This is a genomic window from Bacillus sp. JJ1773, from assembly GCF_036962035.1.
In the GTDB taxonomy this organism is placed as follows: Bacteria; Bacillota; Bacilli; order Bacillales; family Cytobacillaceae; genus Cytobacillus.
The window spans coordinates 21,131-42,939 of sequence record NZ_JBALNX010000050.1; the positions used below are offsets into that span (position 1 = coordinate 21,131).

Annotated in this window: 21 protein-coding genes and 1 riboswitch; of the genes, 15 read left to right on the forward strand and 6 right to left on the reverse strand. The window is 38.9% G+C overall.

What is annotated here, in order from left to right; all coding sequences use genetic code 11:
* Positions 1-9: 9 nt before the first annotated feature.
* Positions 10-879 (reverse strand): EAL domain-containing protein, encoded by an 870-nt coding sequence (locus V7127_RS15335; protein WP_335487368.1) that lies wholly within the window; start codon positions 877-879, stop codon positions 10-12.
* Positions 880-1,144: 265 nt separating this feature from the next.
* Between V7127_RS15335 and V7127_RS15340 the strand changes: the two genes are divergently transcribed.
* From V7127_RS15340 to V7127_RS15360, 5 genes are all read left to right on the forward strand, one after another.
* Positions 1,145-2,530, forward strand: a complete 1,386-nt coding sequence (locus tag V7127_RS15340) for a leucyl aminopeptidase family protein (RefSeq protein WP_335487371.1) — start codon at positions 1,145-1,147, stop codon at positions 2,528-2,530.
* A 47-nt stretch (positions 2,531-2,577) separates the two neighbouring features.
* Positions 2,578-3,393 (forward strand): GNAT family N-acetyltransferase, encoded by an 816-nt coding sequence (locus tag V7127_RS15345; protein ID WP_335487374.1) that lies wholly within the window; start codon positions 2,578-2,580, stop codon positions 3,391-3,393.
* A 102-nt stretch (positions 3,394-3,495) separates the two neighbouring features.
* Positions 3,496-3,677, forward strand: a riboswitch (Lysine riboswitch).
* 178 nt (positions 3,678-3,855) lie between these two features.
* Positions 3,856-4,713: a transporter substrate-binding domain-containing protein gene (locus tag V7127_RS15350; RefSeq protein ID WP_335487377.1), complete on the forward strand. Its 858-nt coding sequence runs from the start codon at positions 3,856-3,858 to the stop codon at positions 4,711-4,713.
* A 62-nt stretch (positions 4,714-4,775) separates the two neighbouring features.
* Positions 4,776-5,501: an amino acid ABC transporter permease gene (locus V7127_RS15355; RefSeq protein WP_335487380.1), complete on the forward strand. Its 726-nt coding sequence runs from the start codon at positions 4,776-4,778 to the stop codon at positions 5,499-5,501.
* A 144-nt stretch (positions 5,502-5,645) separates the two neighbouring features.
* The gene (locus V7127_RS15360; RefSeq protein ID WP_335487383.1) at positions 5,646-6,380 is read left to right on the forward strand and encodes an amino acid ABC transporter ATP-binding protein; all 735 of its coding nucleotides are present in this window, start codon (positions 5,646-5,648) and stop codon (positions 6,378-6,380) included.
* 176 nt (positions 6,381-6,556) lie between these two features.
* Here V7127_RS15360 and V7127_RS15365 read toward each other — a convergent pair whose 3' ends face one another.
* Positions 6,557-6,880: a winged helix-turn-helix transcriptional regulator gene (locus V7127_RS15365; RefSeq protein WP_335347045.1), complete on the reverse strand. Its 324-nt coding sequence runs from the start codon at positions 6,878-6,880 to the stop codon at positions 6,557-6,559.
* Between the two features lie 204 nt (positions 6,881-7,084).
* Between V7127_RS15365 and V7127_RS15370 the strand changes: the two genes are divergently transcribed.
* From V7127_RS15370 to ribD, 3 genes are all read left to right on the forward strand, one after another.
* A complete protein-coding gene (locus tag V7127_RS15370; protein ID WP_335487387.1) occupies positions 7,085-8,185 on the forward strand; it encodes an FAD-dependent monooxygenase in 1,101 nt (366 codons plus the stop codon).
* Positions 8,186-8,226: 41 nt separating this feature from the next.
* Positions 8,227-8,994: a GTP cyclohydrolase II gene (locus V7127_RS15375; RefSeq protein WP_335487550.1), complete on the forward strand. Its 768-nt coding sequence runs from the start codon at positions 8,227-8,229 to the stop codon at positions 8,992-8,994.
* 130 nt (positions 8,995-9,124) lie between these two features.
* Complete coding sequence (gene ribD, locus V7127_RS15380) at positions 9,125-10,213, forward strand: bifunctional diaminohydroxyphosphoribosylaminopyrimidine deaminase/5-amino-6-(5-phosphoribosylamino)uracil reductase RibD (protein ID WP_335487390.1); 1,089 nt, start codon at positions 9,125-9,127, stop codon at positions 10,211-10,213.
* Between the two features lie 96 nt (positions 10,214-10,309).
* Here ribD and V7127_RS15385 read toward each other — a convergent pair whose 3' ends face one another.
* The gene (locus V7127_RS15385; RefSeq protein ID WP_335487393.1) at positions 10,310-11,209 is read right to left on the reverse strand and encodes a TetR/AcrR family transcriptional regulator; all 900 of its coding nucleotides are present in this window, start codon (positions 11,207-11,209) and stop codon (positions 10,310-10,312) included.
* Positions 11,210-11,392: 183 nt separating this feature from the next.
* Between V7127_RS15385 and V7127_RS15390 the strand changes: the two genes are divergently transcribed.
* Positions 11,393-12,922: a DHA2 family efflux MFS transporter permease subunit gene (locus tag V7127_RS15390; protein ID WP_335487396.1), complete on the forward strand. Its 1,530-nt coding sequence runs from the start codon at positions 11,393-11,395 to the stop codon at positions 12,920-12,922.
* Between the two features lie 45 nt (positions 12,923-12,967).
* Here V7127_RS15390 and V7127_RS15395 read toward each other — a convergent pair whose 3' ends face one another.
* From V7127_RS15395 to V7127_RS15405, 3 genes are all read right to left on the reverse strand, one after another.
* Positions 12,968-14,842: an ATP-binding protein gene (locus tag V7127_RS15395; protein ID WP_335487399.1), complete on the reverse strand. Its 1,875-nt coding sequence runs from the start codon at positions 14,840-14,842 to the stop codon at positions 12,968-12,970.
* Positions 14,839-15,243, reverse strand: a complete 405-nt coding sequence (locus V7127_RS15400; protein ID WP_335487402.1) for an ATP-binding protein — start codon at positions 15,241-15,243, stop codon at positions 14,839-14,841. The genes V7127_RS15395 and V7127_RS15400 overlap by 4 nt, the downstream gene beginning before the upstream one ends.
* Before the next feature lie 182 nt (positions 15,244-15,425).
* Positions 15,426-16,589, reverse strand: coding sequence for a pyridoxal phosphate-dependent aminotransferase (locus V7127_RS15405; protein WP_335487405.1), 1,164 nt, complete (start codon positions 16,587-16,589; stop codon positions 15,426-15,428).
* A 429-nt stretch (positions 16,590-17,018) separates the two neighbouring features.
* Here V7127_RS15405 and V7127_RS15410 point away from each other — a divergent pair, with 429 nt between their 5' ends.
* From V7127_RS15410 to V7127_RS15430, 6 genes are all read left to right on the forward strand, one after another.
* The gene (locus tag V7127_RS15410; RefSeq protein ID WP_335347029.1) at positions 17,019-17,996 is read left to right on the forward strand and encodes a proline dehydrogenase family protein; all 978 of its coding nucleotides are present in this window, start codon (positions 17,019-17,021) and stop codon (positions 17,994-17,996) included.
* A 61-nt stretch (positions 17,997-18,057) separates the two neighbouring features.
* The gene (locus V7127_RS15415; RefSeq protein WP_335487407.1) at positions 18,058-18,492 is read left to right on the forward strand and encodes a hypothetical protein; all 435 of its coding nucleotides are present in this window, start codon (positions 18,058-18,060) and stop codon (positions 18,490-18,492) included.
* Between the two features lie 317 nt (positions 18,493-18,809).
* The gene (locus V7127_RS15420) at positions 18,810-20,156 is read left to right on the forward strand and encodes a cytochrome ubiquinol oxidase subunit I (protein ID WP_335487410.1); all 1,347 of its coding nucleotides are present in this window, start codon (positions 18,810-18,812) and stop codon (positions 20,154-20,156) included.
* The gene (locus V7127_RS15425) at positions 20,153-21,181 is read left to right on the forward strand and encodes a cytochrome d ubiquinol oxidase subunit II (protein WP_335487413.1); all 1,029 of its coding nucleotides are present in this window, start codon (positions 20,153-20,155) and stop codon (positions 21,179-21,181) included. Before V7127_RS15420 ends, V7127_RS15425 begins: the two co-directional genes overlap by 4 nt.
* 2 nt (positions 21,182-21,183) lie before the next feature.
* The gene (cydS, locus tag V7127_RS25920) at positions 21,184-21,297 is read left to right on the forward strand and encodes a cytochrome bd oxidase small subunit CydS (RefSeq protein WP_438824013.1); all 114 of its coding nucleotides are present in this window, start codon (positions 21,184-21,186) and stop codon (positions 21,295-21,297) included.
* Between the two features lie 127 nt (positions 21,298-21,424).
* Entirely contained in the window at positions 21,425-21,736 is a 312-nt protein-coding gene (locus V7127_RS15430; protein WP_335487416.1) for a hypothetical protein, read from the forward strand.
* The last annotated feature ends 73 nt before the right edge of the window (positions 21,737-21,809 follow it).

Genomic DNA, 21,809 nt, shown 5'->3' on the forward strand with positions numbered 1-21,809 from the left:
TATATCAGTCTAGCCGAATTGAGTTCGTAAAATAGGATTGGAGTGTGGTAATTTTCCATTTATTAATTCGGGATTTGGTTTCCCGAGAGCAAAACCCTGCCCCATATGGACGCCTACTTTTCGTAAGTAGTTTAGCTCCGAAAGTGATTCTATTCCTTCTGCAACGATTTGAGTATTTGACTGTAAAGCAAAATCAAGAAGGAGCTCTACTAAATGTTGCTTCTCGGGATGCTCATCAATTTTACGAATAAGGGATTTATCCACTTTAATAAATTCGGGTTTTATGTAAATGAGGGTTTGTAAGCTATTATAGCCGGTTCCAGCATCGTCAACTGCAATACGAAACCCCTGTTGCCGATAATGGTCTATGATTCGTTCGAACTGGCTATAGTTGGTTACTGCCTCTTTTTCGGTAAGCTCTAAAACGATTTGCTCAGGGCAAAGATTATATCTTTCCAATAATTCCAGCGTTATTCCACTTCGATAGGCGGGATCAGCTAATACTTGTGGCTGGATATTGAGAAATACGAGTGGGGTCGAAGTGGGTTGAAACCCCTTGACCTGATCCGAGAATCGTTCAAGAGAAAGGTTCCGGAGAAACCGTTCTATCATAAAAACATCATTGCTTTTGCCGACATATTCATAAAACTTTTCGGTTGTCGGAAACAATTTTGTCGGTTGAGGACGATTTAAAATCTCAAATCCTAATGTCGTACCTTCCTTCAGGCAGAGAATAGGCTGAAAAACCGTATCAACCTTCCCTTTTTGCATGAGCTCATGAAGCTCTATACTCTTTCTATATTCTTGATAAAGACTTCCCTTCTTAGCATTTAAAAAGGCAAGGAAATTAATAATATGGGTCAATCGGTTATTTTTCATAGGCCACCTTTTGTAGAAATTTGTCGTGAAATCTACCTTCATTATAAATGGTCTATCTTAAAAGAATGATAAGGCTTTGTAAAATTAGTGTAAATGCGGATTATATTCCCTTGTAAATTTATGGCTCGTCAGTCCAATCGAAATCTGTCGAAAAATCGAATAGGAAATCATCAGATTAAATAAAATGGGTTATTAAAACAAAGGAATTTTCCTTTCGAATAACGAAATAAAGTAAGGAGATTTAAGAAAAGGGGAGAAACTAACCATGTCATTACAAGCTAGCATTTTATTTTCCAATGATGCGCGCATTCAAGAAAATGGTCAAATTAAGCACTATGTTGAAAATAGTAAGGCTGCATTCACAGCATTGTTTCTTGGGGAAGAGTTGACAGTTGTTATAAAAGAAATTGAGCGAGAGAAGCAGTCTCTTGAAAAAATTCGGATGGTTGCAGGAGCTATTGCACGTGAACTAGGCAGCCGCCAAGTATTAAAGGCAGTTATTCAAGCAAATTCAATGAAAGAGTCATTGCCTGGCCTGCAGCTAGATGAGTTAATCACTGCCTTTGTGGAAGGCTGGCATTTAGGAGCATATAAATTTGTTATATACAAGTCTAAGGAAGATCGATTCCAAACTGAATTAGTAATAGATGGAGCAGCAGAACTAGAGCCATTTATGGAAACAGGAAAAATTCGTGCGGCGGCAACAAACTTTTCTCGTGATTTAATGAATGAGGTTCCAAATGTGTTGAACCCGGAAACATTTCCTTTGATCTTACAGGATGAGTTTGCTGAAACGGTTGTTCAGTTGAATGTATTCAATAAAGAAAAACTTGAGGAAATGGAAATGAACGGCGTTTTAACCGTTGGACGAGGAAGTAAATACAAGCCCTCCTTTGTAGAGCTCGTATATAAGGGGGATGAGTCAAAGCCGCTTGTCGCTCTTGTTGGAAAGGGAGTTACGTTTGATACAGGGGGAATTAGCCTGAAGAGTGGCAGAGATTTAAGTGATATGAGAATGGACATGGGTGGTGCCGCTGCTGTTGCAGGAGCCGTGAAGCTATTAGCAGCATCAAAGGCCAAGGTCAATGTGGTGGCATTGATTCCAATCGTTGAAAATTCACCGGATAATACGTCCGTGCTTCCTGGGGAAATTATCCGTTATAAAAACGGTCATACGGTTCAAGTAGGGAACACGGATGCAGAAGGACGCCTCATCTTAGCTGACGGTCTCATTCGCGCAGGTGAATGGGGAGCTGACCATGTTGTAAATATCGCAACCTTAACAGGGGCTATTGTGAACGCACTTGGGACAAAAATAGCAGGGGTCTTTGGAGATGAGCAGCTTTCTAATGAAATGAGGCTGCTGGGCAAAGAAAATGGCGACTTCGTTTGGCCGATGCCATTAGTTGATGAATACGACAGCTATTTAAAAAGCGATTATGCTGATTTTAGCAATATATCTTCTAAAGGGGAGGCTGGGTCCATAACAGCAGGTTTATTCCTCCGCCGTTTTGTGCCTGAATCATGCAAATGGCTTCATGTGGATATGGCAGGCGTGATGGAAAGTGAAGAAACCGGTTACTATCCGAAAACCGCAACGGGATTCGGTGCAAGACTGCTAGCAGACTTTACAGTGCATGTTTCAAAGTGAATATAACATGTTTGTAAGAGACACGAATTTTTTGGGGAGGAACCTGTGTGTTAACTAGTAAACAATTAACTGACATTAAAGAACTTCAGCAAGCATGCGAGGCTTCAGAATCATTTGAATTAAAGCTAAATTGGGATATGCTGAAAACTCGGACAGGAAAAGATAAAGAGGACTTTTTCTATTACGAGGATGAAAAATTAGTAGGTTTTATCGGACTATATGGCTTTGGAAATAAGGTTGAAATATGTGGAATGGTTCATCCAGATTTCCGCCGAAAAGGAATCTTTACTGGGCTTTATCATGAAGCCCTTCATGAAGTAAAAGAAAAAGGCTATCGAAAGGTTCTTTTGAATGCTCCTACTAATTCAAAGTCTGCAAAAGGATTTCTAGAAACCATCCCATGTAAATATTCTCTTTCAGAATATCAAATGAAGTGGGAAGAAACAGAGCTGAACATATCCGAGGATGTGACTCTTAAACTATCTGCTCCTGACGATTTTGAACTAGAAGTTCAATTAGAGGTTCAATGCTTCGGGTTTGAAGAAGAGGAAGCCAGAGCCTTCAATACTCAAAGATTTGATGATGATCAATATTTAATCATTTTGTTTAACGGAAAGGCAGTAGGAAAAATTCGAGTTTCTCATCTTGATGGTGAAGCTGGGATTTATGGATTTGCCGTTCTTCCAGAGTTTCAAGGAAATGGTATTGGGCGAAAAGCCTTAACAAATATTGTCATAAAGGAACATAAAGCAGGTTTTCCTATTTTCCTAGAGGTAGAAGCGAAAAACGCACATGCACTGCGATTGTATGAATCATGCGGGTTTAGAGCCTATCACTCACAGGATTATTATGAGATCGTATAACAAACATTGGGTTTTCCTTCCATGTGAATCTAGGCAACTTGACATATTTTATCGTTTATTGTAGACTACATGTAACAATTTAATAAGACCTCACTTTTACTAGAGTGAGGTAGAGGCGCGATGTTTAACAGTCTTTAGTGGAGCTTGAGAAGCAATGATGCTAGAGAGAAGGAAATATCGCCGAAGCTTGTAATATTCTCAGTATTACTGGTTGGGTCTGCAGTTAAGAGCTGCAGGACTGTCTCAATAAACTTCCCGGTTTATTGAGGGGTGCTATCTCATCAAGGGAAAAGAAGAGGACTTTAGGGATATGTATGTAACGAGACCTGAGTGAATCTTAGGTCTCTTTTTATTTTGTGAATTTCCAAAATAAATGGAATATTGCCATTATTAAGATGTGGCAGTCATACGTAGTTAAGTGAAAAAATATACTAAACTATTATAGCAAAGGGGAGTATGATCATGAGGAAAAAATTATCATTATTTTTTGTAATGTCTTTATCTATGATTTTGCTTTTAGCAGGATGCGGTACGAGCGGCGATAGTGAAAAAACAAAAGAGTCAGGCAGCGCAGGCAATGGCTCAAAGGAAACCTTTAAGGTCGGTATGGAAGCTGGGTATGCTCCTTTCAACTGGACTCAAATGGATGATGCCAATGGCGGAGTGAAAATCGATGGCAATGCTGAGTATGCAGGCGGATACGATGTTGAAATTGCCAAAAAGATTGCTGAAGGCTTAGGAAAAGAATTAGTCATTGTGAAAACGGAATGGGACGGCCTTGTACCAGCCTTACAATCAGGCAAACTAGATGCGATTATTGCTGGGATGTCCCCGACAGAAGAACGTAAACAAACAATTGATTTCTCAGAAAACTACTATACATCACATTTTATTATGGTTGTTAAAAAGGGTGGGCCTTTCGAAGGGGCAACTTCTATTAAAGATTTCAAAGGTGCAAAGATTACTGGCCAGTTAAATACGTCTCACTACGCTGTAATTGATCAAATTGAAGGCGTACAGAAAAAGCCGGCTATGGACAATTTTCCTGCGATGCGTGTCGCTTTAGAGTCAGGAATCATTGATGGATATGTATCAGAACGTCCTGAAGGAATCAGTGCTTCTTCAGCTAATGCTAACTTTGCAATGGTGGAATTTACAGATGGATTTAAGGCAGATGAGGCAGATACAGCTGTAGCAGTTGGTCTTAAAAAAGGCAGCGAATTAACAGCGAAAATAAATGAAGTTTTAGCAGGCATCTCTGAAGAAGAGCGCCAAAATATTATGGATACTGCGATCAAAAATCAACCAGCAGCAGAATAATATAGAAGTGAATACCGGCTGCATCCAATTGCAGCCGGTATTTAGATTTAAGGGGGTAAACTATGAGCTTAGAGTGGATTTTAACAATGATTTCAAACAACTGGCCGATGTTCCTTCGTGGAGCAGGGATGACACTCTTTGTTTCCATTATTGGTACGGTCATTGGCGGAATTATAGGTTTATTGGCAGGGGTCATACGTACAATTCCTGTGCCTGAAAATAAATTCAAAAGAATATTCTTAAAAGTGGTAAATGCCATTCTTTCTATGTATATAGAATTTTTCCGAGGAACACCGATGATTGTACAGGCCATGGTTATTTTTTATGGTTCTGCTTTAGCATTTGGGATAGATATGAATGTAACAGTTGCAGCAATCGTAATCGTATCAATCAATACGGGAGCCTATATGGCGGAAATTGTTCGTGGTGGTGTTATTTCTATCGATCGAGGACAGTTTGAAGCTGCTCAAGCGGTTGGGATGAATCATGTGCAAACGATGCTTAATGTCGTACTGCCGCAAGTTATTCGAAATATCTTACCGGCTACCGGCAATCAATTTATCATTAATATTAAAGATACGTCCGTACTGAACGTTATTGGCGTAACGGAATTGTATTTCCAAACAAAAACTGTGGCTGGAATCAGCTTTAAATATTTTGAACCATTCTTTGTTGCGTGTGTTCTGTATTTCGTCATGACTTTTACGGTAACACTCATTTTACGCTACTGGGAAAGAAAATTAGACGGACCGGAAAATTACAGTATGATTGAAACAAAAGCTAATTAATAAGAAAAGTGCAAGCGCCTTGTTCAGCCCCGACAAGCACAAGACAAGCCGGCAGGAAGGTTGTACTTTAACCTTCTTGTCGGATTGGCTTGTGACTCGAGGGGCTAGGCGCTGGAGCTAGACAAAAACGAAGGAGGAGCACTTTTGGAAAAAGTTATTGAAGTACAGCATTTAAGCAAATCCTTTGGATCTCATGAAGTATTAAAAGATATCGATTTTTCCGTAAATAAAGGGGAAGTTGTTTGTATTATTGGTTCCTCCGGTTCCGGTAAATCAACACTTCTTCGTTGTATAAACCTTTTAGAAAAGCCGAGCGGCGGTCAAATCATTTATCATGGTGAAAATATATTAGATGATAAACATGATATTCATGCTTACCGTACAAAGCTTGGAATGGTGTTCCAGCAATTTAACCTATTTAATAATCACACTGTCCTCAGCAATTGTGTTGTTGGCCAGGTGAAGGTATTAAAACGCTCAAAAGAAGAAGCGGAAAAAATCGCCATGAAATATTTAAAGGTTGTAGGCATGGACCAATATGTAAATGCAAAGTCTAAGCAGCTATCAGGCGGGCAAAAACAGCGTGTGGCGATCGCCAGAGCCCTTTCCATGGAGCCGGATGTTATGTTATTTGATGAACCGACTTCAGCCCTTGATCCTGAGATGGTTGGAGAGGTTCTTAAAGTTATGAAGGAGCTTGCTGAAACAGGTCTTACTATGTTAATTGTTACGCATGAAATGGAATTTGCACGGGAAGTTTCAGACCGTGTTGTATTTATGGACAAAGGGGTTATTGCCGAGGAAGGAACGCCAGAGCAAATCTTTAATCAACCAACACAAGAGCGTACTAGAGAATTCCTAAAACGGACATTGAAATAATTTTAGTGGACCGATCCTGGTGCAAGCAGGGATCCAATGGTACACAGATGCTCAATAAAAGAAAGGCGTTCATAAAGTTTCAACTTTGTGAACGCCTGTTTTTTACTTCAATAAAAAAATTCTTTTCTATGAAAGCTTGTTGTTGATTTAGTCGTATGTGTGCATGTGAATGGGCTTTATTCTTCAGATTCCACTTCTACCCACAATTTTGACCACTCTTCTATTTCTCTCATAATTGGCTCCAAGGCTAGACCTTTTTCAGTCAAGGAATACTCAATTCGGACTGGTGTTTCCGGGAAGACTTCACGTTTGACGATTCCTTGGTTTTCAAGATCCTTTAGTCGTTCTGAAAGGACTCTTCCGCTAATGCCAATTGAGGATTCTAACGTACAGAAACGTTTTGTACCTGACAGTAGCTGGTAAATCACGAGGCCAGTCCAGCGCTGACTCAAAATATTCATAGCATTCTCGAATCGAGGACAAAGTAGAGATTTATTCATCATCCATCACCCCTCTATTTATAAAATACCATTTTACAATCATCAATATAATTACCATACATCATAAATACACTTGACACAAGTACCTTTTAAAAATATAATTACTTACATAAAGTAACTAACTAATTGAAATTGAATATAAGATCATTATACCAAATAAATGGATTACAGATGAGGATTTATTTTGAAGAATGGGGGGTTAGCATGAATCTTGAAGCGGATGTTTGCATTGTTGGTGCTGGCCCTGGCGGCGCTTTATTAGGCTATTTGCTAGCGAAGAATAATATATCAACGATTGTTGTCGAGCGTCATGACGGGATTGATAAAGAATTCCGTGGCGAACATTTAAATAAGGATGGAGAAGCCATCTTAAAAAAATATGGCCTATATGAAAAGGTCGAAAATGAAGGTTTACTTTTAATGGAACGAATCGAATATTGGCATCATGGGCAAGTGATTAAGACGGTAACACCTGCTGAAGGAGATCAACATGTAGGAATCCATGTCCCGCAGCGAAATTTATTAAGCGTGTTGATCGGAGAATCCGAACCGTATCCAAATTACAAGCTCATGATGGGCACGAAGGTTACAGAATTAATCAAAGATGAAGATGGCCATATTACTGGAGTGAAAGCAAGAAAAGACGATCAGGAAGTGACCATTAATAGCTCCATCGTTGTAGGTGCGGATGGGCGGTTTTCTACAGTAAGAAAATTGGCGGAAATGCCGTTTCAGACGATCAAACATGGTTATGACCTTCTTTGGGCCAAAATACCAAGCCCGGCAGGATGGGAGCCAACGATTAAACAGACATTGGTTGGGGAAAGTCAGCTAGCTTTATTTACCCAGGCAGGCGGATTTATACAAATCGGCTGGAATATAGAAGAGGGTTCGTATCCTTACTTGAAAAAGCAGTCGTTTGAACCGTTTATCAAGCAAGTGACCGATGCTTTTCCAGACTTGACGGAAACGGTTCAGCAGCACATTCAATCATGGAATGATTTTATTTTATTAAAAGTTCAAAGCTGCCATTGTCCAACATGGGTAAAGGATGGCCTCGTCATTATGGGGGATTCTGCCCATACGATGAGTCCAACGGGAGCATTTGGCATTAATTGTGCCTTAGTTGATGCGAGTGTTTTATCGGAAGTGATCATGGAAGCACTTGCCACCAATGATACGAGTGCGTCTCAATTAAAAAAATATGAAAATGACCGCCGGAATGAGATCGTACAGCTGCAAGAGCAGCAGTTAATAAAAGAAGCATCCTATAAAGATAATTTTACCGTCCCAGCCTTGGCTTGATGACGGTATGAAGTTGAAAAAAGGTATGGGGGGAAATCATGATGGGAGAAATTAAGCTGAATTCGAATAGACTTTCGGTTTTAGAGGATAAAATCCAAATCATAAAATCAGGTGAAGGTGCGATTTACTTAGTGGGACCGATCCGCCTACCGGTCAATTTAAATGGGGAAACAATTGTTTTTAAATGGTACAGCTGGCTAAAAAGCGATGAAGTAATGGAAGATTATCAACAGGTAATTTCTAAATTATCATCTGCGAACCTAGCAGAATATCAACAATCAAGTGTTCTTGTTTATGGTGACTTTGAGTATGAGGAGGAGGCTTTGATAAGAATGCACTCCATCTGTCATACAGGAGATATTTTTGGAAGCAAGCGATGCGATTGCGGGTTTCAGTTAAAGCAGTCGATGAAAATGATCGCGGAGCATGGTGTGGGAGCCTTATTTTATTTGGCAAACCATGAAGGCCGGGGAATTGGATTATTTAGTAAGGCCATGGCTTATATCCTTCAAGAAAATGGACACGATACAGTGGAAGCCAATGAAGCTCTTGGCTTTGCTGATGACACAAGAAACTACGATGATGCTATTCAAGTACTTAAAGCTCTAAGAACGAAACCAGTAACGCTTATAACGAATAATCCTAAAAAACTTGAAGCATTAAGAGCTTCAGGGTTGCCTGTCTCAGGGAGAACACCATTATGGGGAGATATCTCCGAATACAATGAACAGTATTTGCGGACAAAAATAAAGAAATCCGGGCATATGGAAGTGGAAGGTACGTTGCCGGCTAAGCCTCGAGTTATGTAACAACTGGATTCAGGTGCAAAGCAGCGTCTGAATCTCGGTGACTGCCCCGCGTTGAAATCTGTCGAAACAGATTATTCAGGTGAATAGACAACACCCGAAAAATTGCTGCAAGAAGGAAGGGACTGTCCGAATGACGAATCATGAATTTTATATGGAATTAGCCTTGAAAAATGCACAAGCGATGAAAGGCCAGACTGATCCAAATCCATTGGTTGGTGCGGTCATTGTAAACGATAACCGTGTTGTAGGGATTGGAGCCCATTTAAAAGCGGGTGAGCCGCATGCGGAAATCCATGCCATTCGAATGGCTGGAGAGCAAGCAAGAGGCGGAACCATCTATGTGACGCTTGAGCCTTGCTCCCATTATGGAAGAACAGGCCCCTGTGCAGAAGCCATTGTGAAGGCTGGTATTAAACATGTAGTAATTGCAACGCTCGACCCGAATCCGGTTGTATCAGGAAATGGGGTGAAAATTCTCGAAGATGCCGGCATTGAGGTCATCACGGGGATTTGTGAAGCTGAAGCTCGAAAGATGAATGAAGTTTTTAATAAGTTCATTGTAGAGAAAAAGCCGTTTATCACTTTGAAATCAGGAATCACCCTAGATGGGAAAATCGCAACCCATACTTCCAGCAGCAAATGGATCACCTCCGAAGATGCGAGACACGATGTCCATCAGCTTAGGAGTGAAAATATGGGCATTCTCGTTGGGGTCAATACCGTTATTCATGATGATCCAGAACTGACTTCAAGAATTCCGAATGGACGCCATCCGATCCGGATTATTTTGGATTCTTCTTTGAAAATCCCTTTGGAATCCAAGGTAATTACAGACAAGAAAGCGGAAACATGGATTTTTACTAGTGAAAACTACGATAAAGACAAGCGGAAAACACTAGAGGACTTAGGGATTCCCGTATTCGTTACGACTGGTTCGAAGACTGTTGACCTGAATAAAGTAGTAGAAATATTGGGGGATAAGCTTGTTTCATCCGTATTAATTGAAGGCGGCGGAACGATCAATGCTTCCTTTTTAGAAAATAAATTAATCGATAAAGTCGTCCTCTATATCGCTCCTAAATTAGTAGGCGGAAAGCATGCACCTACCTTTTTGGAGGGGACAGGAATCGAGATGATGAGCGATGCTATCGAATTATCAGATGTAACCGTGACTCCGATTGGGAAAGATTTTAAGTTTATGGGGTATCCTTCTTATTAAACCTTTGAGTCATCATAACAAAAGGTGCCAGTTCTATCCAACGAATGGGATAGAGGCTGGCACCTTTTCATTTTTTCAATCGATTAGCAATAAATCTTAGTCTATTTCCTCTATTTGAGTGAAGTAGGCAGAAATTAATTGTTCTATTTGAAGAAGTTCTTTATGTGCAAACAATACTTTTTCTTGTTTTAAAGTTTGGATCGTTAACTCAATTAGAAACTTACGGGGCTTTTTGGAATCTACGATTTCTTCTTGAATAAAATCCAGTAATTCGATGTATTTGGACTTCTCTTCATGATGGATTAATGCCTTTTTTAATTCTAAAATCGAATGGTATAAACTGTTTTTGAAGGCATGATCGTTTCCCTTACAGTTCGGCAGCCAGTTTTCCAATAGCTCTGGCTTAAGCAGCTGATCCTCAGCTTCAGCCACCTCATCCACAATCTTCACTATTCTACTAACACAATATCGGACAATTTTGCTAAGGCTCGCATTTGATCCGTGTGCCAAATTATTGTATTTAAGATTATTGTGCAGAATCCCCATAAACATAACGGCACAGTCCAATAAATACGGTTCCTTGTCTTCCCCAAATATATCGATAAAACGGTGATACTTCCACTGGAGTATTCGCAGGTGACCTCGTTTAATATATTGTTTAAGCTCTTCATCATTCGAAAAAATGACTTCTTCAAAAAGGGAAATGAGTTTGTTTGCCCGGTTGGTCTCCAATTGCAATTCTAGTTGTTTAATGAATATCTCAATATTCGAAGGGTCCTGACCAATAAGCAAATCATTTCGCTCTTTTTCCAGTTGTTTGTATATGGTCCTAAAGAGGGCGATTAATAATTCACTTTTTGACGAAAAGTAATTATAAAATGTCCCTTTAGAGATACCGCTATAAGTTAAAATATCTTGAATCGATGTTGCCTGGAACCCTTTTTCAATAAATAATTGATGGGCCATTTTAATAACATGTTTCTTTCTTTCGTTCATAATATCACCTTTTATATGAATTGGACTCCCTGTATAAAATTCATAGTACATTAATTTTAATGTTTAGACAAACCCGTTTAACAATGGAATTTTTTTGTTGCAAAAATTGAACACATGGTATATGATATTGTTCTGTGTAACACGAGTACAAATTAATGTACTTAAGGTATAGGAGGAGAAATAATGGGTGAAGCCACTAAAAAGTCAAACGGTGCACCATATGGGATTCTTGCGATTCTCATGATTGGGGCTTTTATTACCTTTTTGAATAATACATTATTAAATATCGCGCTTCCTTCTATTATGGAGGATCTAAATGTTGGCCCAGCGACCGTACAGTGGCTGACAACTGGTTTTATGCTTGTAAATGGTGTGTTAATTCCAACAACCGCCTTTTTAATTCAGAAATATTCTGTTCGTTATTTATTTATAGCGGCTATTGGTTTATTTACAATCGGAACTGTTCTAGCTGGCTTTGCACATGCCTTTCCATTGTTATTAGCAGGAAGAATGTTTCAAGCTTCTGGTTCGGCCATTATGATGCCGTTATTAATGAATGTTATGTTAGTCTCATTCCCAATTGAAAAAAGAGGAACGGCTATGGGGTTCTTCGGGTTAATTATGATGGCAGCACCAGCAATCGGTCCGACATTATCAGGCTGGATTATTGAACAATATGACTGGAGAATGCTATTTCATTTTATCACACCAATTTCTGTCATTGTATTACTGCTTGGGTTCTTCATGCTTAAGGATAAAAAAGATAAAGTGGATATCCGCCTAGATTTCCTTTCCGTTATATTATCCAGCGTAGGCTTTGGCGGGATGCTTTATGGATTTAGCTCTGCTGGTACTAAGGGATGGGATAGTCCCTTGGTATATATCACGTTGATTCTTGGCGTTATTTCATTAATATGGTTTATTTTGCGCCAATCGAAGATGGAACGCCCGATGCTTAATTTCGGAGTATTTAAGTTTCCGATGTTTGCATTATCTGCGTCTATATCGATGGTTTTAAATATGGCTTTATTTTCGGGAATGTTATTACTTCCGATTTATGTGCAAAATCTTCGTGGCATTTCTCCCATGGATGCTGGCATACTCATGCTGCCTGGAGCCATTGTTATGGCGATTATGTCTCCAATAACAGGAAAATTATTTGATAAGATTGGTGGACGAATACTAGCGATAATCGGCCTAGCCATTACTACGATAACAACTTATTATTTAAGTAAATTAACACTGGATACAACTTATGGCCATTTAATGGTGCTATACACTGTACGGATGCTAGGAATGTCTATGGTTATGATGCCTGTATCAACAAATGGTTTAAATCAACTTCCTGCACGCTTTTATCCGCACGGTACAGCGATGAATAATACACTAAATCAAATTTCCGGAGCGATTGGAACGGCAATACTTGTTACACTCATGTCCAATCGTACGGAAACACATGCAGCTAACTTAGCTGCGGAAGCAATGAAAAATGCTGCTGGGCAAGCGCCTACAGAAGCAGCAATGGCAGCCATGAAACAGCAAATTGAGATGATGGCTATGCTTGAGGGGATTAATGATGCATTCTTTGTCGCAACCTTTATTGCTGCGGTATCCCTTATACTTGCCTTCTTTATTAAACGAGCGAAACAAGCGGAAGATCCAATGGAAAGTAAAACAGAAGGTACAAAAATAACAAAATTAGCTGAGAATTAATAAAAAATGCACGAAGCCCACTTAACTAGGGCTCGTGCATATTTTTTATTTTCCTATGGCAAATTGTCGTATTTCCTGTAAAGCCTGCTGAAGATCTGACATCGTTTTTACGCCATTGTCAATTTCAATTCCGAGTTCAATCATTGTGTCTGCAGTATCAGGGCTGATTCCAGTTAAGATCGTAGAGCAGCCTAGTAGTTTAATGCCTTTCACAATCTTAAATAGGTGGTTAACAACCGATGTATCGATATAAGGAACACCTGAAAGATCAATAATTAATTGCTCCGCTTTTAATTCCTTTACCTTTATGAGTGTTTTTTCACGAATTTTCTTTGCCCGATACGTATCGACATTTCCCACTACAGGAAGAATACAGACCCTCTCGGCAAGTGGGATGATCGGAACAGACAATTCATCGACAGTTTCACGATGAATCTTTAATAATTCATCTTTATAGCTCACATAATAAGCTGTATGGGAATCTATGTATAGATCAATAATGTCATTAACATATCGCTCTAGGGCGAAGAATTCTTCCATGCTTAGGGAATGCTTGGATTCAAGATAAAATACCTTAATAGCATTCCAAATTATTCCTCGCGCGGACTGAAATAGCTCCAAGGATAAATGGATTGGGAAGTCAGTTCTTGCACTTTGGCCGCCTCTTTCCTTCGCCCTCTCCATAATTTCTTCCGTTTTCAATTCAAGGATATTTTCTGTCACGACCTTGATAATTGGATTTCCTTCCGCTTCATACTCATCAAGAAGATGATTTTCTTTCATAAAAGAAGTTAGATAGCTTTTATTTTTCTGTAAATATTGAATCCATTCTTTCGTATAAAAGTCTAAATTGTCTCTTAGAAATTGTGCTAATTCTTCCTTTGAATGCACCGAATTGATCATGGGATGGCCCCCTATAAATGTATTGGATGGGTGATTTGCTTTAGCAAATGTAAGAAAGAAGGTGGTTCCTTGTCCTGTTTCGCTATTGACACGAATGCTGCCATTATTGCTTTGGATGGCATTAAATACTTGGGCAAGACCCATGCCTTTGCCATCCTGTTTTAATGTAAAAAAAGGAGTGCCAAGCAGACGAAGCTTGTCCTTTGGGATGCCGATGCCTGTATCAGAGATGCTTAGATGGACTCCGAGAGCATCTTCGTATTGCTCAATCAGTAACGTGCCGCCTTCATTCATCGCTTCGATGGCATTTTTAATTAAGTTGAAAAGCGCTTTCTTAATCTGATCCTTCCTGCCGGTTACCATGGCTTGATCGTGGTTGAATTTCCTTATTAAATGGATATGATAAAGCTGGTTTTGAAATAAAAGCAATATCGCGTCAATCACAGAGCATAGATTAAAGGTTGTATGCTGTTCCTGGAAAAACTCAGGCTTTGATACACTCATTAAATCATTTAAGGTTTGAATCGCACGGTCTAATTCACTTTGCGCAATTTGAGTATATTCTTGATTATAATTTTGCTCCATTAGCTGAAGAAAGCCTTTCACGGCAGTCAAGGGATTTCGTACTTCATGGGCAATTCCCGCTGCCATTTCCCCGATGGAGGATAACAGGTGATTATTCCAATTGTTATGTTCATGCATGCTTTGAAGCTGATTAACATTAAAGATAAATATATGAATCTTTTCTAATTTTTCATCTTTACATGTTCGATGAAATAGAAAAAAATGCGGCTGTGTATCGATAATCAGAATAAATTCATTTAATTTCCCCATAAAACATTCATGCAGCTTTGCCTTAAGTTCGTTATTTTTTATTCGGTGAAAAAGGTAATTGGAGCTGCTGTCCTCTGAAATTAGTAGTCTTTTTCCCACGGTGTTCATTTTTTGGATTGTCCCATCAGGTGTCAATTCTATCAATCCATATAAGGCTTCATTAGAGGCAGGCGATTTATTCAATATTTGGTACCCCCATTACTGAGCCACTTTACAGCTCGGACTTTAGTTCCGTGATTTATATTGCTGGTAATTTCAAATTCATCCATAAGACGCCTTACTCCAGTTACCCCCAAGCCTAAACCCGTTTTTGAGGAATAAGTCTGAGTCAATATTTGCTCCAAGTTCTTAATTCCTGGGCCTTTATCGATTGCTATGATTTCTATACAGTGAGGAAGTGGCCTTATGTGAAGCTCGCCTTTACCAGCATAGAAGACGATGTTACGAGTTAGCTCCATGATAGAAACAACCACTTTGGTTTGTTGGCTGCAACTTAAGCCTAGCTCCTTTGCAACCTTTTTTCCTATTGAGCTTGCCACATACACATCGTCTTCTCGTTCAATAATAATTTTGTACAAATTCATCTCCAATCCTTTTGTAGAAATATTAGAATTTTAAGAGTATTTTGGTGTATTTTAGCTAAATTTTATCACAATTCTTATAAAAGTATAGTAGAATTTTACTATTATATTAGAATAATAATTAAAAAAAGAACCCGCTTTCATACGAGTTCTTTTCAAACGCTTTTTATTTAATAAATTCCTAATTAGAAAAGGTTCAGCTTCCCAATCCGCTCTACAGCCTCTACAAGCACCTCTTCGTCTACTAATAGCCCAACCCGGACATAGCCCTCTCCGTATTCGCCAAAGCCTTTTCCAGCGGCAACGGCCACATCTGCCTTTTCAAGCAAATAATCGGCGAACGATTCACTTGTAAATCCAGCTGGGACAGGGAGCCACGCAAAGAAGGAACCGCTCGGTGCTTCTGCTTTCCAGCCGATTTTTCTGCATTCCTCTATTAGTACGTTACGGCGGCTTTCATAGCGTGAAACCAGTTCATCCACACAGCTTTGATCCTCTGTTAAGGCTGCAGCAGCTGCCATTTGTACCGCTGGAAAAAGACTGCAGTATAAATGATCTTGTATCAGATTAAGAGCTTCAATAATTTTCGGATTGCCAACTGCGAAACCAACACGCCAGCCTGCCATATTATACGTTTTGGACAATGTATACATTTCTACACCAATTTCTTTAGCTCCTTCTACTTCTAGGAAACTAGTTGGTTTTTTGCCGTCAAAGCCAATCGCGCCATAGGCAAAATCGTGCAGAATAGTAATATGATGTTCTTTTGCAAATGCAACGGTTTCTTCAAAAAAGGAACGGTCAGCAGTCGCTCCTGTTGGATTATTAGGGTAGTTCAAATACATGAGCTTGGCCGCTTCCCTTTGCTGAATCGGGATCGCGTTAAAATCAGGCAGAAATTTATTTTTTGCTTTTAAAGGAAAAGTCTCATATTGAACATTAGCCAGGACAACGCCTGATAAATAATCAGGATAGCCCGGATCAGGAAGCAGCATTAAATCGCCTTCATTTAATAAACACATAGGCAACTCGACTAATCCTGTCTTCGTTCCAAAAAGGATCGCCACTTCAGTCGATGGGTCAATTTCAACACCGTATTGTTTCAAATAAAATTCAGCGGCAGCATTTTTTAATTCTTGAATTCCGCGAAACGGAGAATATTTATGCGTTTTTGGATCCTCAGCTGCTGATTGCAGTGCCTTTACAATATGAGGGGGTGTTGGCTGATCGGGATTTCCCTGTCCTAAATTAATAATGTCCCGGCCTTCTGCTATAGCTTTACTAACCTTTTCAACTAAGGTAGCAAAAAATTGGACAGGCAGTTTTTTTAAGCGATTTGAATATTCCATGTGCTTCACCTTTTCTATCATAAAATGAAATAATTGAAAATTAGCTATAATACTATTGTAAATGTTCGCATTTTAATTTCAAATTTTATATTTTTTCAGTCAAAATGTCTAGAGCATTATAAGAATATTTTCGAACAAGATGCTTTATTCATAACGGAAAAATAATATATGGTCATGAGGGTCAGTTTCCGCATGCTTATGAAGGAAACTGGCCTATTTGTGAAATAGGTCTAAAAGGGATGTGTGAGAATGAAGTTAGAAATGCGAAAAAGGGCATACTAAAATCATCTTCTTAGTCATCTGCTTGACAATAGGTTTAAGCTTCGAAAAAGAGAAAAAACTTAAAAGTTTCAATTAGATTTGTGAATATTATTTTCGACAAGATATGATATAATTATTTTATAAAAATAACAATGAGGAGTAATCACTATGTTAAAAGATATCTTCATGAGCCTTTCTCAAAACCAGTTTCTTAATAGTGCTGCAAAAAAGTATGGTTTAAAATTGGGTGCGCAAACTGTTGTAGCGGGAACAAATATAGAAGAAACGATCAAAAGTATTAAAGAACTCAATGCACACGGAATCTCGTGTACGGTAGATAACTTAGGTGAATTTGTATTTAAAGAGGAAGAAGCAACAGAAGCGAAGGAACAAATTCTAAAGGTAATTGAAGCGATACATGAAAATCAAGTAGATGCTCATATTTCATTAAAGCCTACACAATTAGGCTTAGATATTGATTATAACTTTTGCTTAAATAATTTAAGAGAAATTGTCGACTTAGCAAGTAAGTATGATATGCATATCAACTTTGATATGGAGGATTATGGACATCTTCAGCCATCGTTTGACATATTGGACGAACTTTCCAAGGAATATAATAATATTGGAACGGTTATCCAAGCTTATTTCTTCCGTGCAGAAGAAGATATCCAAAAGTACAAAAACTACCGTCTTCGTATCGTAAAAGGCGCTTATAAAGAGTCTGAGCAAGTTGCCTACCAAGATAAAGGAGACATCGATAAAAACTTTATTAAGCTGATCGAATATCATTTATTAAATGGAAAATTTACATCCATTGCCACACATGACCATAATATTATTAATCATGTGAAGGAATTCGTTAAAAAGAATGATATTCCAAATGATAAATATGAATTCCAAATGCTATATGGCTTTAGAAAAGATATGCAATTACAACTGGCAAAAGAGGGATATAACTTCTGTACGTATGTGCCATTCGGCAATGACTGGTATGGATACTTTATGCGCCGCCTTGCGGAAAGACCACAAAACCTAAACCTAGTTGCGAAACAAGTATTTAACAAGAAAACGAACACTGTACTTGGTGTAGCAGCGGGAGCATTCTTATTAGGAAGAATGACGAAGAAGAAAAACAAAAAATAATACGGGTTCATTCACGTTTTGAATGGAAAGGTCTGTCTCTTAAGGGGCAGGCCTGTTTTGTTTGATAATTGATGGTAAAATAAGAATAACAATGATAAGTGATGGGGAGATTCAAATGTTCAAGGCTCAAAAAGAATATTACTGGAAGATTGGATTATTGGTGTCAGTTATTTCTTTTATTTTACATATAGTAGGGGTTAGCCAGGTTTTAGATTCCGAATTAAATGTTAAAAACCTGGCTGCTTATTTAGGGTTTTCGTTGGCGGTTGGACTGGTCGCATTATTATTAGTGCGCTTTGGTTTCAAAATAGCACTTATCTTCTTTCTGGCTGGTCTCATCATTGGATTTATTGAAATGTATCGCCTTTTCTTTAGTGACTCTTCTGGATGGGGAGATTTAGCGGGACTTATCTCTTTATTTATGTGGGTGTTTATGGGAATTGGGTTAGGAGTTTTTGCTCAATTAGGTGCATACTACTGGCGAAAAAGGAAATAACAGTAACATGGAAGCCTCCACAAACAGTGGGGGCTTATTTATTTTTCATTCAATTGTTTTATACATGGCTATGAAGGGGAATCTTATGGTAGGAGCAATTATTCCATAAATGTTATCGTGTTTCACATTTATATTATGAATGCATTGGAAAATTGTCGAGTTTGCAGAGGGGTCTGCATGCAAGAGAAGGGTAAGGAGTGGTGATCATGTATAAAAAGCAAGAAAAAATATTGATGTGGGTAGTTTTTTCAGCTGCTGGGATTATGCTGCTATCACTATTAGGAAGAGTATTTGGCAGTTAAGGAGGCGATTAGGAAATGGGAAAAGAGGAGGCTGTATTTTTTAGCCGGGTACTTACAGAGCTGACATTATCGTTTCATATTATTTACGCCACAATCGGTGTAGGGATTCCGCTCATGATTATGATTGCCCAGTGGATTGGTATTAAGAAAAATGATGAACATTATATTTTACTGGCAAGAAGGTGGGCTAGAGGGTTTGTCATTACTGTTGCTGTTGGAGTTGTAACTGGAACTGCGATTGGCTTGCAGCTTTCGCTTTTATGGCCAAACTTTATGGTGTTAGCAGGAAATGTGATTGCTCTGCCACTATTTATGGAAACATTTGCGTTTTTCTTTGAGGCCATCTTTTTAGGGATCTATTTGTATACTTGGGATCGATTTGAGAATCAGAAGAAGCATTTGCTGTTATTAATACCGGTTGCTGTCGGAGCGTCCTTTTCAGCTGTTTTTATCACGATTGTGAATGCGTTTATGAATGCTCCGCAAGGGTTTGACATCGTTGGTGGTCAACTGATCAATATTAACCCGCTTATTGCGATGTTTAATCCTGCAATGCCAACAAAGGTTGCTCACGTTTTGGCAACTGCTTACATGACTTCAGCTTTTGTTCTAGCTGCGATAGCTGCATTCAGGCTACTGAAAGGATCAAGCCATATCTATCACAAAAAGGCGCTTTATTTAACGATGAAGCTAAGCCTCATATTCTCCATTGCATCCGCAGTTATTGGTGATTTCTCAGGCAAATATTTAGCTGAGTACCAGCCGGAGAAATTAGCGGCAGCTGAATGGCATTTTGAAACGGAAGAAAATGCGCCGCTATATTTATTCGGAGTTCTAGAAGATGGAGAGGTTAAGTATGCCATTAAAATTCCCTTTGCATTAAGTATTCTGGCACATAGTAGTTTATCTGCGGAAGTGATCGGATTAGATCAATTTCCAGAGGACGAAATTCCTCCCCTTTATATTCACTATTTATTTGACATTATGGTATCTATAGGAGTATGGCTGACGGTACTATCGGCTGTATATGTTATTGGAACATGGAAGGACTGGCCTTTTGTAAGAAAGACATGGATCCGAGGCTTTATTGTGGCAGGAGGGCCGCTTTCTGTTATTGCAATAGAAGCGGGATGGTGGTTTGCTGAGGTAGGCAGACAGCCATGGGTCCTGCGAGGAATTTTGAGAACAGAGGACGCCGCGACAACTAGTGGTCAAATTGACCTTATGCTTGTGTTATTCGCTGGTTTATATCTGATTCTAGGGATTGGAAGCATTGTTGTGTTAACGAGAATGTTTAGAAGAAATCCAGTGGAAAAAGAGCTGGAAGATCGGCATACAGAAATGGGCGGTGAGCATTCGTGACACTTGAGGTAATTGGAATTTCTGTTCTTTGGCTATTTCTGTTTGGGTATGTGCTCGTTGCTTCTATTGACTTTGGTGCTGGTGTATTTAACGCATATAGCTTGTATACAGGGCGCAAGCATATTTTAACAAATATCATTCAACGATATTTATCGCCAGTTTGGGAAGTCACAAATGTGTTTCTAGTCTTCTTTTTTGTTGGTATGGTTGGATTTTTTCCAAAAACTGCTTTTTACTACGGCACGATTCTACTTGTTCCAGCGAGTATTTCCATTATTTTGATTGCGATTCGAGGATCCTATTATGCTTTTGAGACATATGGGTCAAGGGGCCATAGGGGATATACCTTTATGTACGGCTTATCAGGCTTGTTTATTCCAGCATCCCTTTCCATTGTGCTAACTATTTCAGAAGGCGGCTTCGTTACAATGGTCAATGATCATCCTGTGCTCGATTACTGGGCGCTGTTTACTAGCCCCCTTACATGGAGCATTGTTGTGCTTAGTTTAGCAGCTGTTCTTTATATATCTGCTGTATTTTTAACATGGTATGCGAATAAAGCGCAGGATCAGAATGCAACTGAGTTATTAAGAAAGTATGCATTAATCTGGGCAGCCCCATTAATGATTACAGCAGCTGGAATTATTGTAGAACTGCGGGCCCATAATGCTGAGCATTATGCACGAATGCTAGATGTTTGGTGGCTGCTTGGACTGTCATTTATCCTATTTATCGGAACGGTGTGGCTAATTTGGAAGCGGAAGAAATATGGCCTTGCCTTCGGATTATTAGCAGGACAATTTACCTTGGCTTTTTTTGCATACGGAATATCTCATTATCCATATCTTCTGTATCCACACTTAACTATTTATGACAGTTTTACAAATGAAGCAATGGCGATTTCGCTAATAGTTGCATTTATTGCTGGCCTTTGTTTACTCGTTCCATCCTTATGGCTTCTATTAAGACTGTTTTTATTTGATAAAAATTATGTTAGAGGAAGAGTCATGAAGGAGGATTCGTGAATATGGAGAACTTTTTTATTTTTTATGCACCATTTATTGTTGTAGCTTTGGCGATAGTGGCAGCTTTTTGGCTAGGGCCTAAAGACGGAGCGGTTCATAGAAGTGAGCGGAAATAAGCTGAATATAGAAGGTCAAAGTTCCTATTTGAAAGAGTGCTTTGGCCTTTTTTTACATTTTGAAATCGCTTCTATTAAAAATCAAAATATGACATAATATAGCTATGTTGAAATGGAGGTGAATGTAATGGATGAAAGCCGGCTTGATAAAATCGAGGAAATGCTTACTACGTTAATCACTATGGTAGGCGGTACAAACAGTCGATTGGATATGGTAGAAGCTCGATTGAGTAAGGTAGAAGAAAGTTTGGATAAGGTAGAAGAAGAATTGAATAATCTGAAAAAAGAAGTAAGTGTGGTTAAAGAGGACCAAAAGCAGATGAGAAGTGAAATAATGGAAAAGCTAATGGTCATTCAAGCCGACCAAGATCTAATCTGGGAAAAGGCTGTTAAAAACGAAAGAGACATCGTCAAGATGAAGGCACAACTGCATCGATAGCCTCATAATTTACCTACATGAATTTGAAGTTCCTCAAGAATATAACCATCTAAATGATCAATATCCAAAAGTG